Genomic DNA, 14,714 nt, shown 5'->3' with positions numbered 1-14,714 from the left:
GTGTCACACCCAATAGGAGACGCGGGCACGGTAATTGCGCATCGCGACGAGCGCGAGCGCCCAGCCGACGATGGTGAGGCAGCCGACCACGATCCAGCTCCCCGCGGAGAACTCCTGCCCCAGCAGCGGTGCGCGGGTCACCTGCATGAAGTGGTACAGCGGGTTCGCCTTGATGACCGGCAGGATCCAGCGGATCTCGGACCGCTGCCCGCCCGCCAGCAGCTGGTCGACCGGCCAGACGATCGGCGTGCCGTAGAACAGCAGCTGGATCAGCGAGTTGACGACCTGCGGGATGTCGCGGAAGCGGGTCGAGATGATCCCGAACAGCAGCGCCACCCAGCCGGCGTTCAGGGCCAGCAGCAGGAAGCCGGGGATGGCCAGCAGGACCGTCCAGCTGAGGCCCGGGTGGCAGATGCCGCCGGGTACGCACGTGCCGGTGCTCAGGGAGTACTGGCTGCTGAGAGCGCCGAAGAAGATCACCACCACGGCCACGTAGACGATCATGTTGTGGGCCAGCAGCAGCGTCTGCCGCCAGACCGTCCGCAGGACGTACACGCTCAGCGGCGCGGGGAGCTGCTTGATCATCCCCTCGTTGGCGATGAACGTCTCCATGCCCTCGGACAGGCAGCCGCTGATGAAGCCCCAGATGATGAACCCGGTGGAGATGTAGGGCAGGAACACCTCGACGGGCACCTTGAACAGCTGCGAGTACAGCAGGCCGAGCCCGAGCGCGATGACGGCCTGGCTGATCGTGATCCAGAACGGCCCGATCACCGAGCGGCGGTACCGCTGCTTGATGTCCTGCCAGCCGAGGTGACCCCACAGCTCGCGAGCGGAGAAACCGGCCTTGATGTCGGCGAAGGCGCGAGAGAACGTCTTGCTGTCCGACGTCGGGGGAGCCGACGCCGCTACGGATGAGTCTGCGGCCTGAACCGTGCTGGTGGCATGCACGTGGACGAGGGTACCGATGGGATGCGCGGCGTCCGGCCCACCCCGCCCCTGTGGTAGAGCGCAGGGACCCGCTACGCGGCGGGGTCACTCGTCCGTGCTGGTACTTTCTCCGCTTATGACTGCTGCTCTCGGCGCGGCGAGCTTGATGGTCAACCTGCTCGCGGCCTACGCCGACCGGCCCGACCCGCTTTCGGTGGCCGTGGTCGGGAACCAGCCGCTCCCGCCCGACCCCCAGCGCGCGAAGGCGATCGACGCCTGTGACCTGGTCATCCGGGTCAACGGGTTCGTCGTCGACAAGCCCGGCGAGGAGGTCGTCGGCAGCCGCACGCACGTGGTGGTGTTCAACCGGGCGATCCGCGCGACGCCGTACGTCTTCCAGGACTACCGCAAGCGGCTCTACCTGCTGGTCGAGCCCGGCCGGATGCACTGGGAGCCGGAGGACGTGCCGGGCTGGTGGCCCGCCGACCTCGGCGCGGTCCCGGTGTCGAACCGCGAGGTCGTGCTGCCGCTGTCGGACGCGCTGGGCCTGCCCACGCGCGACGAGCCGACGTGGTCGACCACCGGCACGCTGGCGGCGTGGATCGCGCGGACGTCGTTCCCGACCGCGCAGCTCGTGCTCACCGGGTTCTCGTTCATCGACAACCCGGACCAGACCTCGTGGGAGCACGCCGCCGGCGACTCCTGCATCGTCGGGCCGGAGCACCAGATCGCCGCCGAGGGGCGGCTGCTGGACTCCTGGACCAAGACCGGTGACACCACCCTCCTGCGCTGAACGCGCGTCCCCACCCAGGTAAGGAACTCTCCATGGCAGTGCAGAAGCTGGGCAGAGGCCTGCTCGAGCGGATCGTCCGGGTCGTCGACTTCCGCGTGGACGAGCGCACCCGCGGGCTCGCCGAGCGGGTCAACAACCTCGAGCACGCCACCGCCGACCACCGGCGCCGGCTCGACAGCGCCGAGCACAACCTCGAGCAGGCCCGGGGTGACCTGCGCTGGGCCCGCGCCGAGCTCGACCGGCTGATCCCGCACGTGGCCGCGCAGGAAGGCCGCCTGGAGACGCTGCGCGAGTCGATCTCGCTGGTGCCGAACGCCGACGCGCCGCAGATCGCGGAAGCGCGCACGCTGATCGAGGAGATCCAGCGCCAGCACGCGCAGATCCGCGTCCGGCTCGCCGGCATCTCCCGCTACGAAGACCGGCTGCGCCGCCTCGAGGACCGCGTCGAAGAGCCGGTCGCCCAGTAGGTTGCGCGCCCGCGAAGCCACCGAGGCGGACGCCGAGCTGCTGCTGGCCTGGCGCAACGACCCGCGGACGCGGGAGTCGTCCCGCTCGACGGCCGTGGTCGCCCTCGCCGAGCACCTGGGCTGGCTGCGCGGGGTGCTGACGGACCCGGAGCGGCTGCTGCTGGTCGTCGAGCACGAGGACGCGCCGGTCGGCACCGTCCGGTTCGACCGTCGCGACGGCGACGGCTGGGAGGTCAGCATCACGCTCGCCCCGGAGAGCCGGGGCCGCGGCCTGTCCGGCGGCGTGCTCGCCGAAGGGGAGCGGGCGCTGCGGGAACGCATCGGCGTGAAGGTCGTGCTGGCCGCCGTGCACCAGGACAACGCGGCGTCGGCGGCCCTGTTCGACCACGCCGGGTACACCGAAGCCGCGCCTGCCGTCGGCGGCTTCCGGCAGCTGCGCAAGACTCTGGGCTGACCTGATCGCTCCACCCCGGGGAGGCACCATGCACGACATCCGGTTCGGCGCGCACCAGATCGGCCCGGGCCACCCGCCGTTCGTGATCGCCGAGATGTCCGGCAACCACAACGGCGACCTGGACCGGGCGCTGGCCATCGTCGACGCCATCGCGGAGACCGGCGCGCACGCGGTCAAGCTGCAGACCTACCGCCCGGACACGATCACCATCGACGTCGACACCCCGGCGTTCCGGATCGGTGACTCGCACTCCCTCTGGGGCGGCGAGAACCTGTACAAACTGTACGAAAAGGCCCACACGCCGTGGGAATGGCACGCGCCGATCTTCGAGCGCGCCCGGGCCCGCGGCCTGGAGATCTTCTCCAGCCCGTTCGACCCGACGGCCGTCGAGCTGCTGGAGTCGCTGGACGCGCCGGCGTACAAGATCGCGTCGTCGGAGATCGTCGACCTGCCGCTGATCGAGCTGTGTGCGCGCACCGGCAAGCCGCTGGTCATCTCGACCGGCATGGCGAACGTCGCCGAGATCGACGCGGCCGTCCGCACAGCGCGCGAAGCGGGCAACGACCAGCTGATCGTGCTCGGCTGCACGGCGAGCTACCCGGCTTCGCCGTCCGAGAGCAACCTGCGCGGGTTGCCGCTGCTCGCGGGCTTGACGCAGACGCTGGTGGGTCTGTCGGACCACACGCCGGGCATCGGGGCGCCGGTCGCGGCCGTCGCGCTGGGCGCGGTGGCGATCGAGAAGCACGTGACGCTCGCTCGCGCGGACGGCGGGGTCGACTCGGAGTTCTCCCTGGAGCCGTCGGAGCTGGCCGCGCTGGTCACCGAGACGCACCGCGCGTGGGAGGCCCTCGGGCAGCCCGTGCTGGGCCCGCGGGAGAGCGAGAAGGAGGGGCTGCGGCTGCGCCGGTCCCTCTACGTCGTCGAGGACGTCCGCGCCGGGGACGAGGTCACCACGGCGAACGTCCGGTCGATCCGGCCCGCGGGCGGGCTGGCCCCGGCCGAGATCACGGCCGTGGTGGGGCGCACCTTCCGCGTCGACGCCGCGAAGGGCACGCCCCTGACCTGGGATCTCGTCTAGAAGAACGCGCGCACGGCGTCGACGACGCGGTCGACGTCGGCGTCCGTCAGCGACGGGAACAGCGGCAGCGAGAGCTCCTGCTCGTAGTACGCCTCGGCGTTCGGGCAGAGCCCGCGCCGGTAGCCGAGGTCCTCGAACACCGGGTGCCAGTAGGCCGGGATGTAGTTGACCTGGACACCGATGCCGACCCCGCGCAGGTGCTCGAACAGCGCCTTGCGGCGGCCTTCGAGCACCCGCAGCGGGTAGAGGTGCCACACGGGATCGGCGCCGGGTCGGCTCGGCGGCGTCGCGACACCGTCGACGTCCGCGAAGGCCGCTGTGTAGCGCGCGTGGATCTCGGCGCGGCGCTTCTTGAACTCCGCGAGCCGCGTGAGCTGGCTGCTGCCGAGCGCGCAGAGGACGTCCGGCAGACGGTAGTTCAGGCCGAACTCGTGGACTTCCTGGTGCCAGGCGCCTTCGTTCGGGTAGCGCTGTTCGGCGCGGTCGCGGACCAGGCCGTGGTTGCGGAACTTCCGGGCGCGGTCCAGGAGGTTGTCGTCGGGCGTGACGACGGCGCCGCCTTCGGCCGTCGTGAGGTTCTTCGTCGGGAAGAACGAGAACGTCGTCAGGTCGGCGATCGACCCCACCGTGCGGCCCTGCCAGGAGCCGCCGACGGAGTGCGCCGCGTCCTCCAGGAGCAGTGCGCCCGCGTGGTGGGCGATTTCGCCGAGGGCGTCCAGCTCGGCCGGGTGGCCGGCGTAGTCGACGGCGGCGACGACCTTCGTGCGGTCGGTGACCGCCGCTCTCGCCGCCTCGACGTCGAGGTTTCCGGTGTCCGCTTCGACGTCGGCGAAGACGACCTTCGCGCCGAACAGCGCGGCGGTCGCGGCTGTCGCCACGAACGTCATCGGGCTGGTGACGACCTCGTCGCCCGGCTTGATCCCGGCCGCCGCGTACGCGACGTGCAGGGCGGCCGTGCCCGAGGTGACGGCGACCGCGGGCGTTCCGCCGGTGTGCGCCGCGAGGTCCGTTTCGAACTGCTGGACGGCGGGGCCGGTGGTCAGCCAGTCGCCACGCAGCACGTCGACGACGGCCTGGATGTCCTCGTCACTGATCGACTGGCGGCCGTAGGGGAGGAAGTCAGCCATACTGCTCGACCAGTTCGCGCAGCTCCTCCGCGTCCAGCCAGAGGTCGTTCGTGTCCGAGCGGTAGGCGAAGCCCTCCGGCATCGGGGTGCCGCCGGCCGGCTCCTGGTAACCCCAGCCCGCCAGGTGCGGCTGCACGACGTATCGGTCCTTGAGCTGGACCGTCCGGCGCGCGTCGTCGGGGGCGATCATCTCCTCGTGCAGCTTCTCGCCCGGGCGGATGCCGACCTCGTGCATCTCGCTGCCCGGCGCGATCGCCTGGGCCAGGTCGACCAGCCGCATGCTCGGGATCCGCGGCACGTACAGCTCACCGCCGTGCATCTGGTCGAACGAGTCGACGACGAACTGCACGGCCTGCGGGAGCGTGATCCAGAACCGGGTCATGTCCTTGTGCGTGATCGGCAGGGACTCACCCTTTTCGGCCAGCTTGCGGAAGAACGGGATGACACTGCCGCGCGAGCCCATGACGTTGCCGTAGCGGACGACGGAGAAGCGCGTCACGTGCGCGGCCGCGTAGTGGTTGCCGCTGATGAACATCCGGTCGGCGCACAGCTTGGTGGCGCCGTAGAGGTTGATCGGGCTGGACGCCTTGTCCGTCGACAGCGCGACGACCTTCTTGACGCCGGTGTCGATCGCGGCCTCGATCACGTTCTGCGAGCCCACGACGTTGGTCTGGACGAACTCGAACGGGTTGTACTCACCGGTGTCGACCTGCTTGAGCGCGGCGGCGTGCACGACGTAGTCGACGCCGTGCATGGCGCGCTCGAGCCGGCGGCGGTCGCGGATGTCGCCGATGAACCAGCGCAGGCGCGGGTCGTCGTTGAACAACTGCCGGGCTTCGTACTGCTTCAGCTCGTCGCGGGAGAGCACGACCAGCCGGCTCGGGTTCAGTTCGGCGAGCGCGTGCGCGATGAACGCTTTGCCGAAGGAACCGGTCCCGCCGGTGAGCAGGACGCTGGAGCCATCCAGCTCGGACATCGTTGACCTCCGCGTTTCGGTGACTGTGGCCGTCGGCCATCATGTCACCCATGCGTGCAGCACCCGTGGTCAACGCCGTCATCCAGGCCCGGTCGTCCTCGACCAGGCTGCCCGGCAAGGTGCTGCGCCCGCTGGCCGGCCGCAGCGTGCTGGGGTGGGTCGTCCGGGCCGCGGCGGCCGCACCCGGCGTCGACCAGGTGGTGGTCGCGACGTCTTCGGACGCTTCGGACGACGAGGTCGCGCTCGAGGCGGCCCAGTGCGGCGCCGCGGTGGTCCGGGGCCCGCTCGACGACGTCCTCGACCGCTTCGGGCTGGCGCTGGCCGAGCACCCGGCAGACGCCGTGATCAGGCTCACCGCCGACTGCCCGCTCCTCGACCCGGCGCTGATCGGCCAGCTCGCGACGCTGTGGCGCGCCCAGCCGTCGCTCGACTACGTGAGCACCACGCTCGTCCGGACGCTGCCGCGCGGTTTCGACGCCGAGCTGGTGCGGGCCGACGTGCTTCTCGAGCAGGTCTCGACGGCGGTCGGCGCGCACCGGGAGCACGTCACATCGGGCATCTACGCGGACCCTTCGCGCTATTCGTGCACGGGGATCGTGGTGAGCCCGGCGGCCGACGACCTGCGGGTGACGTTGGACACCGCGGAGGACTGGTCGCTGCTTTCCGCCGTCGTCGACGAGCTGGGCGACGGCGTCGGCGACTGGCGGGCCGTGGTCGCGCTGCTGCGGTCGCGGCCGGACCTGGTGACGCTGAACGCGCACGTCGAGCAGAAGAAGGTCGGCCGGTGAGGCTGCTGCTGCGCGCGGACGCGTCGGCGTCGATCGGCGCGGGGCACGTCGCGCGGATGGTCGCCTACGCCGAGCGGGCGGTGGCGCGCGGGTATTCGGTCGCGTTCGCGGGCGACGTCGAGAACGCGGAGTGGCTCGCTTCGCGCTTCGACGAGCTGAGTGTCTCGCGGGCGCCTTTTGCCGCGGCCGGGTTCGACGCGGTGGTCGTCGACCACTACGGCCTCGGTGACCTGCGTGCGGAGGTGAACGCGGCCGGAGCCGTACTGGTGTCGATCGAGGACGACGTCTTCGGAAGGCGGCCCGCGGACATCGTCGTGGACTCGGGCTTCGCGCCGGGCCCGCGTCCGGACGACGGCTCGGACGTCCTGTTGCGCGGAATCGCGTACGCGCCGCTTCGGGACGCCGTGCGGCGTACGCGCCGGGTCTCTTCCGCGCCGCCGCTGCACGTCACGGTGGCCCTGGGCGGCGGAGCCCAGTGGACGGCGACGGTCGAATTGCTGCTTCGCGCGCTTCGCGACACGGAACTGCCGTTCGTCGCGGACGTGCTGGTGCGCGGCGAGCCCGTGGTGCCCGACCTGCGTGCGGACCAGTCGGTCCGGGTCGCGGCGCCGAGCCCCGCGCTGCTGGAGTTGTTCGCGACGACGGACGTCGCGGTCAGCGCGGCGGGCGTGACGTTCGTGGAGCTGTGCTGCCTCGGCGTCCCGACGGCGGCGGTGCGGCTGGTCGACAACCAGGAACCGGGCTATCAGGCCGCTCTGGAACTCGGGCTGGCGGAAGGGCTCGGCCCCGCGGAAACCTTGGCCGAGCGGCTGCCTTCGGTGACGGCGGTGCTGAGGTCGTTGTTGTCCGACGCGGCGCTTCGCGGTCGGCTGTCGTCGGCGGCGTCGTCCACAGTGGATGGCCTCGGTGTGGACCGGGTGCTGGATTCCGTCGAATCGAGGACCGGATCTGTCCGCGGTGTTTCCTATCGTTGAGGCATGACGATCACCCCGTTCCGCATCAACGTCCCGCAGACCCAGCTCGACGACCTCCGCGCCCGCCTGGCGAACACCCGCTGGCCCGACCAGCCGGCGGAGGCGGGCTGGCGGCTCGGGGCGCCGGTGGACTACGTGCGTGAGCTGGCGGAATACTGGCGCACGGGCTTCGACTGGCGCGCGCAGGAGGAGCGGCTCAACGCGTTCCCGCAGTTCACGGCGACGATCGACGGCACGAACGTCCACTTCCTGCACGTGGTGTCCCCGGAGCCGGACGCGACGCCGGTGCTGCTGACGCACGGCTGGCCGGGCTCGGTGGTGGAGTTCCTGGACGTGATCGGCCCCCTGACGGACCCGCGCGCCTACGGCGGCGACCCGGCATCGGCGTTGACGGTGGTGGTGCCGTCGATCCCGGGCTACGGCTTCTCGGGCCCGACCCCGACCCCGGACTGGGGCCCGGACCGCGTGGCGAGGGCATTCGCGACGTTGATGACAAGCCTGGGCTACGACCGTTTCGGAGCCCACGGCGGCGACTGGGGCGCGATCATCTCCCGCGAACTGGCGGTCCAGTTCCCGACGCGGCTGCTGGGGATCCACGTGACGATGCTGGCGTCGGCGGTGGCCCGGACGCAGGCGGACCTGTCCGGCCTGCCGGACCAGGAGCTCGGCCGCCGTTCCCTGGAGAAGAGCCAGGCGTTCGCGGCGTCGGGAACGGGGTACGCGATGATCCAGGCGACCAAGCCGCAAACGCTTGCGTACGGCCTGCACGACTCCCCGGCGGGCCAGCTGGCCTGGATCGCGGAGAAGTTCCGCTCGTTCTCGAACACCAAAGCCGACCTGATCGACCGCGACGATCTTTTGGCGGACGTGTCGATCTATTGGTTCACGGAGACGGCGAACTCTTCGGCGCGCCTGTACGCGGCCCTGACGGGAGGCTGGGGAGCCCCGCCCCCGGCGAACGAAGTCCCGACGGCGGTGGCGGTGTTCCCGGACGACATCGGCCTGCCGATCCGGGAACTGGCGGAGCGAACGGACAAGATCGTCCGCTGGACGGAGTTTTCGAGCGGCGGCCATTTCGCGGCTTTGGAGGAACCGGACGCTTTGATCGGCGACATCCGCGAGTTCTTCGGCAGCTTGCGCTCTTGAGGGCGAGGGGCCGCACAGCGGCCCCCGCCCTTCCCTTGGGGGGCGTCCCCTGGTCCAGTTTACTGGCGCCCTCGGACCAAACCGCTGAAAAGCGAGTTGTCCACAGCAGTTGTCCACATCCCCCTTGGTCTGTGGACAACCTCCTCGCGGGAGCGGCCGCGGCCAGAAGGCGCAGCGGGAAACCTCCGCCGGGAATCCCAGTTCGAAAGCCAAGGCCGCCCGCATCCCGGAATCCCCAGCCGAAGGTCAGAGCGCCAACCCCAAACGCCACGAAGGCCCCCTCTCCGGCCTAAACCAGAAAGAAGGCCTCCCCAGCCAAAAGTCAGAGGTACTGCCCAGTCCCCGAGATCCCAGGCCCATGCCCCTCAACCCCACCCGGCCCAGCCGAAGGCCCAGCAGGCAACCCCCGCCGCATCTGCTCCAGCTGCACCCGCGCTGCCATCTGCTGGGCGAACAGCGCCGTCTGGATCCCGCTGAACAACCCCTCCAGCCACCCGACCAACTGCGCCTGCGCGATCCGCAGCTCCGCATCCGACGGCGTCGAGTCGTCGGTGAACGGGTGGACCAGCCGCTCCAGCTCGTCCTGGAGCTCCGGCGCCAGCGAAGCCGCCAGCTCCTTCACCGATGTCTGGTGGATCTCGCGGACGCGGTTGCGGGACGCGTCGTCGAGCGGGGCCGCGCGGACCTCCTCCAGGAGCTGCTTGATCATCGTGCCGATCCGCATCACCTTGGCCGGCTCTTCGATGAGGTCGCCGACCGCCTCGGCGTGCTCTGCCTCTTCGGCGGGCAGGGGCGTGCCGTCCGGTCCTACTACCACCACGTGGGGTGAAGATTCGTGGCCGGCGTCACCCGCTGTGCCCGACTTCCGGAAGTTCGGCTCGGTCATGTGCTCCATCCTGGCCTGTGTTCACCACGCTCCGCGACGCCCGCGGGTTGTCCGTCTCCGAGCGTAGCGGCTATCCGGGGTTCCGGTGGCTCTCCACCCAACCCCGGACGCACGGCGAAACCGCACGTCCGTACGGTGTCCACATGGCGTTCGACGTCGCTCGTATCCGTGGGCTCTTTCCCGCGCTGGGTGACGGCTGGATTCACTTCGACGGCGCCGCCGGAATGCTGGTCCCGGAACAGGTCGCTTCGGCCGTTTCCACGGCGATGCGCGCCCCGGTGTCCGGGCCGGGCGGAGCGTTTCCGGCCTCACAGCGCGCGGAAAGCATCGTGACCGCGGCCCGCCGGGCCGTGGCCGACCTGGTCGGGGCCGACCCGGCCGCCGTTGTGCTCGGGCCGAGCGCGCCGGTGATGCTGCGCCGGCTCTGTGACGCGCTCGCCGAGCGCTGGACCATCGGCGACGAAGTCGTCGTCTCCCGGCTCGACGAACAAGCCAACCTCGCGCCGTGGCAGCGCGCCGCGAAGCGGGTCGGCGCGGTCGTGCGGTGGGGCGAGATCGACATCGAGACCTGCGAGCTGCCCGCGTGGCAGTACGAGCAGCTCGTCTCGGCGCGCACCAAGGCCGTGGCGGTCACGCTCGCGTCCGGGTCCGTCGGCACCCGGCCGGACGTCCCGACGATCATCGAGTTCGCCAAGCGCGTCGGCGCGCTCGTGGTCGTCGACGCGACGTACGCCGCGCCGTTCCTGCCGTTGGACATCAACGCGCTCGGCGCCGACGTCATGGTCGTGTCCGCGCAGGCCTGGGGCGGGCCTTCGGTCGGGGCGCTGGTGTTCCGCGACCCCGAGCTGATCGACCGCATCTCGTCCGTCTCGCTCGACCCCGCCGCGCGCGGGGCGGCCCGGCTCGAGCTGGGCCCGCACGCCTACCCGCTGCTGGCCGGGCTGATCGCGTCGATCGACTACCTCGCGGGTCTCGACGACGCCGCGTCCGGGTCGCGCCGCGAGCGGCTGGTCACCTCGCTCGGCTCGGCGAAGTCGTACCACGCGGGCCTGCTCGCGCAGCTCTCGACGGAACTGCTGTCGTTGCGGCACATCATGGTCATCGGCAACGCGATGCGCCGGATCCCCGCGCTCGCGTTCGCCGTCGCGGGCAAAAAAGCGCCGGAAGTCGCCGAATACCTGGCTTCGCAGGGGTTGTGCGCCTTCGCCGACTATGGTGCGGCAGGCGTCTTCGCGTCACTCGGTGTCGGAGAAGTGGGCGGCGCCGTGCGGATCGGGCTCGCCCACTACTCCAACGTCTTCGAGATCAACCAGCTCGTGCGCGTCCTCGAAGAACTCCGTTAAGACTTCGCCGTCAGCAGGATCTTCCCGAACACGCTGCCCTCTTCCAGGGCGCGGTGCGCGGTCGAGGCCTCGGCCATGGGGACGACCTGGCCGATGATCGGCTTGACCAGACCTTCGGAAACCAGCGGCCACAGGCGTTCGCGGACGTCGGTGACGATCGCCGCCTTCTGCTCAAGCGGCCGGAAGCGCAGGCCCGCGGCGAACACCTCGGCCCGCTTCCCGAGCAGCGCGCCGACGTTCAGCTCGCCCTTGACCCCGCCCTGCATGCCGATGATCACGAGCCGCCCGTCCTGCCGCAGCGCGTCGACGTTGCGGGCGAGGTAGGACGCGCCCATGTTGTCGAGGATGACGTCCGCGCCGCCGGTCTCCTTGCGGAGCACCTCGACGAAGTCCTCTTCCTTGTAGTTGATCGTGAGGTCGGCGCCGAGCTGGCGGCAGCTTTCGAGCCGCTCCGCCGAGCCCGCGGTGACCGCGACGGTCGCGCCGAGCGCCTTGCCGACCTGGATCGCGTGGGTGCCGATGCCGCCGGCGCCGCCGTGGATCAGGAACGTCTCGCCCTCGGCGAGGTTCGCGTGCATCACGACGTTCGACCAGACCGTGCAGGCCACCTCCGGCAGCCCGGCCGCGGTGATCAGGTCGATCTCGCCGGGCACCGGCAGCAGCTGCCCGGCCGGGACGACGACCTTCTGCGCGTAACCGCCGCCGGCGAGCAGCGCGCAGACCTCGTCGCCGACGGACCAGCCTTCGACGCCGTCGCCGAGCTCGGCGACCGTGCCGGAGCACTCGAGGCCGATCGTTTCGCTGGCGCCGGGCGGCGGCGGGTACTGGCCCTTGCGTTGCAGGAGGTCGGCGCGGTTCACGGCGCTCGCGGCCACGTCCAGCAGGACTTCACCGGGGCCGGGACGCGGGTCCGCGACCTCCGTCCACTCGAGAACGTCCGGGTCACCTGGGTCACGGATGGTGATCGCGTACATGTGTCGACTGTATCCCGGCGACCGAAGTTCCCGCCGAATGACGCATTGACGTACTACTCATTCGGAACAAAGGTGAGCAACCATGTCACTCTTCAGAAAGAGATTCCTCCCTCCGGTGGCCCTGGCCGCCGGAGCGACGCTGGTGCTCGGCCTCACCCCGGCCGCCGCCGCGAACACGGTCCCCGACGGTCCCGCCCTCGCCAAGCAGCTCGTCAAGAAGGTCGACGTCAACGGCGTCAACCGGCACCTCATCGCCCTGCAGCGGATCGCCGACACCAACGGCGGCACGCGGGCGGCCAGCACCGACGGCCACAAGAAGTCCGCGGAGTACATCGCCACCAAGCTCGAGGCGGCCGGCTTCCAGGTGACCCGCCAGGAGTTCCCGTTCACCTACGCGGAGACCCTGGCCGAGAAGCTCACCGCGGGCGGCGCGAACGTGCCGATCATCGCGATGGAGTACACCCCGTCGACCCCGGTCGGCGGCATCACCGCGCCGCTGTCGGTCGTCGCGGTCGACGACACCAGCGGCTGCGAGGCCACCGACTACACCGCCGACGTCGCCGGCAAGATCGCGCTGATCAAGCGCGGCGGCTGCCCGTTCGCGCAGAAGCAGGCGACCGCCGCGGCCGCGGGCGCGATCGGCGCCATCGTCTACAACAACACCGACGGCGACCTGAACGGGACCCTGGGGGACCCGGCCGACGCGAAGATCCCGACCGGCGGCGTGACCGCGGCCGCGGGCGCGCAGCTCGCGACGCTGGGCGGCCAGTCCGTGACGCTCGAGCTGCGGGCCTTCCAGGAGGCGCGGACCAGCTACAACGTCATCGCCGAGACCAAGACCGGCCGCAAGGACAACGTCGTGATGCTGGGGTCGCACCTCGACAGCGTCCCGGCCGGCCCGGGCATCAACGACAACGGCACCGGCTCGGCGACCCTGCTCGAGACGGCGCTGCAGCTGGGGAGCAGCCCGAAGGTCAACAACGGCGTGCGCTTCGGCTTCTGGAGCGCGGAGGAGTTCGGCCTGATCGGCTCGACCTACTACGTCGACCAGCTCAGCTTCGAGCAGCAGCTCGACATCGCGCTGTACCTGAACTTCGACATGATCGGTTCGCCGAACGCCGGGTACTTCGCCTACGACGGCGACAACTCCGACGGCGTCGGCGCTGGTGCGGGCCCGTACGGCTCGGCGCAGATCGAGAAGACCTTCGTCGACTTCATGCAGGCCGCGCGGGGAGTGTCCCTGGAGGGCACGGACTTCACCGGCCGTTCGGACTACGGCGAGTTCATCGCGATGGGCATCCCGGCCGGCGGTCTCGACACCGGCGCGGAGGTCCTGAAGACCCCGGCGCAGGCGGCGAAGTGGGGCGGCACGGCCGGCATCGCGTTCGACCCGTGTTACCACCAGGCCTGTGACAACCTCGGCAACATCGACCGCGTCGCGCTGGACCGCAACGCCGACGGTGTCGCCTGGGCCCTCGGCGTCTACGCGACGAGCACCGAGAGCGTCAACGGCGTCAAGCCGGGCAAGTCCAAGACGGCCAAGCAGAAGGCCGCCGAACGTGGTGCGCAGCGGAACTTCTCCGCTCGCGCCGTCGCCGGCGACCCGCACGCGCTGACCGCCTGACAGACACAGAAGGGGCCGTCCCACGCGTGGGACGGCCCCTTCGTGGTGTCTCAGCCCAAGTTGCTGGTGCCGAAGGTGTCGCAGCGCGCGGGGTCGCCGGTCTGGAAGCCGGTGGTGAACCACTTCTTGCGCTGGGCGGACGTGCCGTGGGTGAACTTCGAGCGGTCGACCTGGCCGCCGCCGAGCTTCTCCTGGATGTAGTCGTCGCCGATGCGGGACGCGGTGTCCAGCGCCGACGCGACGTCGTCCTGGGTGACGTCGGTGATCAGCGGCTTGCCGCTCTCGGTCGGCGTGGTCGAGGCGTGGTTGGCCCAGACGCCGGCGTAGCAGTCGGCCTGCAGTTCCAGGCGCACCGAGCCGGAGGTCGGGCCGGTGCCGGTGCCCTTCTTCGACGTGCCGAGCAGGTTCTGCACGTGGTGGCCGTACTCGTGGGCCAGCACGTACGCCTCGGTGAAGAGGCCGCCCTGCGCGCCGAAGCGGGTCTTCAGCTCGTCGAAGAACGACAGGTCGATGTAGACGTCGGAGTCGGCCGGGCAGTAGAAGGGCCCGGTGTCCGAAGTGGCGCTGCCGCACCCGGTGCGGACGCCGCCGTTGAAGAACTTCGTCGGCGCCTTCTGGTACGTCGAGCCGGAGCGCGCGAACTGCTGCGTCCAGTAGTCCTGCACGGAGTTGACGATCGCGACGATCGCGCAGTCGTGGTTCTTGTTCGCGTCCGCGCCCGTCTTGCACTCGCTGGACAGCTTGGTGTTGTCGACCTGCTGGCCGGAGCCGACGCTGCCGAGCCCGCCGCTCAGGCCGCTGCCGCTGCCCCCGCCGAGGCTCACGCCGCCGAGCTGGGAAAACACGAAGTAGATGATGAGGCCCACGATCCCGAGCCCACCACCGCCGAGCGCCACGCGGCCGCCGATCCCGCCGCCACCACCGCCGCTACCGCGCAGGTCCTGGACTTCGGAAGCGTCCAGGCCGGCGTCATCGTCGAACCTCACGCGCAGATCGTACTGTGCGGTCCGGGACCGAGCCGACCAACGGCGCGGGGGGGGGGGGGGGGGGGGGGGGGGGGGGGGGGGAAAAAGGGGGGGGGGAGGAGGGGGGGGGGGGTGGGGGGGGGGGGGGGGGGGAGGGGGGGGGGGGTTGGGGGGAGTGGGTGCCGGTCG

15 protein-coding genes are annotated in these 14,714 nt (G+C 70.8%); 9 read left to right on the top strand and 6 right to left on the bottom strand.

The genetic code is table 11. The annotated features are described in order from the left end of the window. Positions 1-3: 3 nt before the first annotated feature. Positions 4-951, bottom strand: a complete 948-nt coding sequence (gene wzm, locus ACZ63J_RS14505) for a galactan export ABC transporter permease subunit Wzm/RfbD (protein WP_465400879.1) — start codon at positions 949-951, stop codon at positions 4-6. Positions 952-1,096: 145 nt separating this feature from the next. Here wzm and ACZ63J_RS14500 point away from each other — a divergent pair, with 145 nt between their 5' ends. The 4 genes from ACZ63J_RS14500 to pseI are packed head-to-tail and all read left to right on the top strand — an operon-like array spanning position 1,097 to position 3,722. After that, complete coding sequence (locus tag ACZ63J_RS14500) at positions 1,097-1,723, top strand: hypothetical protein (protein ID WP_465314089.1); 627 nt, start codon at positions 1,097-1,099, stop codon at positions 1,721-1,723. A gap of 32 nt (positions 1,724-1,755) precedes the next feature. Further along, on the top strand, positions 1,756-2,190 hold the full coding sequence (locus tag ACZ63J_RS14495; protein WP_465400878.1) for a hypothetical protein: 435 nt from the start codon (positions 1,756-1,758) through the stop codon (positions 2,188-2,190). 1 nt (position 2,191) lies between these two features. Beyond that, positions 2,192-2,644, top strand: coding sequence for a GNAT family N-acetyltransferase (locus ACZ63J_RS14490; RefSeq protein ID WP_465400877.1), 453 nt, complete (start codon positions 2,192-2,194; stop codon positions 2,642-2,644). Positions 2,645-2,672: 28 nt separating this feature from the next. After that, on the top strand, positions 2,673-3,722 hold the full coding sequence (gene pseI, locus ACZ63J_RS14485; RefSeq protein ID WP_465400876.1) for a pseudaminic acid synthase: 1,050 nt from the start codon (positions 2,673-2,675) through the stop codon (positions 3,720-3,722). On the opposite strand, the gene pseC is transcribed toward pseI, so the two are convergent. Both pseC and pseB read right to left on the bottom strand, forming a co-directional pair. Beyond that, positions 3,719-4,849: a UDP-4-amino-4,6-dideoxy-N-acetyl-beta-L-altrosamine transaminase gene (pseC, locus tag ACZ63J_RS14480; protein ID WP_465400875.1), complete on the bottom strand. Its 1,131-nt coding sequence runs from the start codon at positions 4,847-4,849 to the stop codon at positions 3,719-3,721. The genes pseI and pseC overlap by 4 nt on opposite strands. Then, positions 4,842-5,825: a UDP-N-acetylglucosamine 4,6-dehydratase (inverting) gene (gene pseB, locus ACZ63J_RS14475; protein WP_465400874.1), complete on the bottom strand. Its 984-nt coding sequence runs from the start codon at positions 5,823-5,825 to the stop codon at positions 4,842-4,844. The genes pseC and pseB overlap by 8 nt, the downstream gene beginning before the upstream one ends. Before the next feature lie 41 nt (positions 5,826-5,866). Between pseB and ACZ63J_RS14470 the strand changes: the two genes are divergently transcribed. From ACZ63J_RS14470 to ACZ63J_RS14460, 3 genes are read left to right on the top strand one after another with little or no spacing between them, the layout of a single operon-like run. Beyond that, complete coding sequence (locus tag ACZ63J_RS14470; RefSeq protein ID WP_465400873.1) at positions 5,867-6,613, top strand: cytidylyltransferase domain-containing protein; 747 nt, start codon at positions 5,867-5,869, stop codon at positions 6,611-6,613. Next, positions 6,610-7,587: a spore coat protein gene (locus ACZ63J_RS14465; RefSeq protein WP_465400872.1), complete on the top strand. Its 978-nt coding sequence runs from the start codon at positions 6,610-6,612 to the stop codon at positions 7,585-7,587. Before ACZ63J_RS14470 ends, ACZ63J_RS14465 begins: the two co-directional genes overlap by 4 nt. 3 nt (positions 7,588-7,590) lie before the next feature. After that, complete coding sequence (locus ACZ63J_RS14460) at positions 7,591-8,733, top strand: epoxide hydrolase family protein (protein WP_465400871.1); 1,143 nt, start codon at positions 7,591-7,593, stop codon at positions 8,731-8,733. Positions 8,734-9,055: 322 nt separating this feature from the next. Here the strand turns inward: ACZ63J_RS14460 and ACZ63J_RS14455 are convergent, their stop codons facing one another. Then, complete coding sequence (locus tag ACZ63J_RS14455; RefSeq protein WP_465314050.1) at positions 9,056-9,628, bottom strand: bacterial proteasome activator family protein; 573 nt, start codon at positions 9,626-9,628, stop codon at positions 9,056-9,058. Positions 9,629-9,762: 134 nt separating this feature from the next. Between ACZ63J_RS14455 and ACZ63J_RS14450 the strand changes: the two genes are divergently transcribed. Continuing rightward, on the top strand, positions 9,763-10,962 hold the full coding sequence (locus tag ACZ63J_RS14450) for a cysteine desulfurase-like protein (protein ID WP_465400870.1): 1,200 nt from the start codon (positions 9,763-9,765) through the stop codon (positions 10,960-10,962). Here the strand turns inward: ACZ63J_RS14450 and ACZ63J_RS14445 are convergent. Next, positions 10,959-11,936 (bottom strand): NAD(P)H-quinone oxidoreductase, encoded by a 978-nt coding sequence (locus ACZ63J_RS14445; RefSeq protein ID WP_465341616.1) that lies wholly within the window; start codon positions 11,934-11,936, stop codon positions 10,959-10,961. The two genes, ACZ63J_RS14450 and ACZ63J_RS14445, sit on opposite strands and share 4 nt — an antisense overlap. Positions 11,937-12,018: 82 nt before the next feature. On the opposite strand from ACZ63J_RS14445, the gene ACZ63J_RS14440 reads away from it, so the two are divergent. Beyond that, positions 12,019-13,560: a M28 family metallopeptidase gene (locus tag ACZ63J_RS14440; RefSeq protein ID WP_465400869.1), complete on the top strand. Its 1,542-nt coding sequence runs from the start codon at positions 12,019-12,021 to the stop codon at positions 13,558-13,560. Between the two features lie 50 nt (positions 13,561-13,610). On the opposite strand, the gene ypfJ is transcribed toward ACZ63J_RS14440, so the two are convergent. After that, the gene (ypfJ, locus tag ACZ63J_RS14435) at positions 13,611-14,546 is read right to left on the bottom strand and encodes a KPN_02809 family neutral zinc metallopeptidase (protein ID WP_465314054.1); all 936 of its coding nucleotides are present in this window, start codon (positions 14,544-14,546) and stop codon (positions 13,611-13,613) included. Between the last annotated feature and the right edge of the window lie 168 nt (positions 14,547-14,714).

Source organism: Amycolatopsis sp. NPDC104863 (assembly GCF_055582965.1).
Note: the sequence above shows the minus strand (reverse complement) of the source record. Positions and strands in the feature narration are given on the sequence as shown.

What these genes read in the sequence shown, in the direction of transcription:
- ACZ63J_RS14500 (WP_465314089.1), top strand. Translation starts at nt 1,097, where the DNA reads ATGGTCAACCTGCTCGCGGCCTACGCCGACCGGCCCGACCCGCTTTCG.
- ACZ63J_RS14495 (WP_465400878.1), top strand. Translation starts at nt 1,756, where the DNA reads ATGGCAGTGCAGAAGCTGGGCAGAGGCCTGCTCGAGCGGATCGTCCGG.
- pseI (WP_465400876.1), top strand. Translation starts at nt 2,673, where the DNA reads ATGCACGACATCCGGTTCGGCGCGCACCAGATCGGCCCGGGCCACCCG.
- pseC (WP_465400875.1), bottom strand. Translation starts at nt 4,849, where the DNA reads ATGGCTGACTTCCTCCCCTACGGCCGCCAGTCGATCAGTGACGAGGAC.
- pseB (WP_465400874.1), bottom strand. Translation starts at nt 5,825, where the DNA reads ATGTCCGAGCTGGATGGCTCCAGCGTCCTGCTCACCGGCGGGACCGGT.
- ACZ63J_RS14470 (WP_465400873.1), top strand. Translation starts at nt 5,867, where the DNA reads ATGTCACCCATGCGTGCAGCACCCGTGGTCAACGCCGTCATCCAGGCC.
- ACZ63J_RS14460 (WP_465400871.1), top strand. Translation starts at nt 7,591, where the DNA reads ATGACGATCACCCCGTTCCGCATCAACGTCCCGCAGACCCAGCTCGAC.
- ACZ63J_RS14455 (WP_465314050.1), bottom strand. Translation starts at nt 9,628, where the DNA reads ATGGAGCACATGACCGAGCCGAACTTCCGGAAGTCGGGCACAGCGGGT.
- ACZ63J_RS14450 (WP_465400870.1), top strand. Translation starts at nt 9,763, where the DNA reads ATGGCGTTCGACGTCGCTCGTATCCGTGGGCTCTTTCCCGCGCTGGGT.
- ACZ63J_RS14445 (WP_465341616.1), bottom strand. Translation starts at nt 11,936, where the DNA reads ATGTACGCGATCACCATCCGTGACCCAGGTGACCCGGACGTTCTCGAG.
- ACZ63J_RS14440 (WP_465400869.1), top strand. Translation starts at nt 12,019, where the DNA reads ATGTCACTCTTCAGAAAGAGATTCCTCCCTCCGGTGGCCCTGGCCGCC.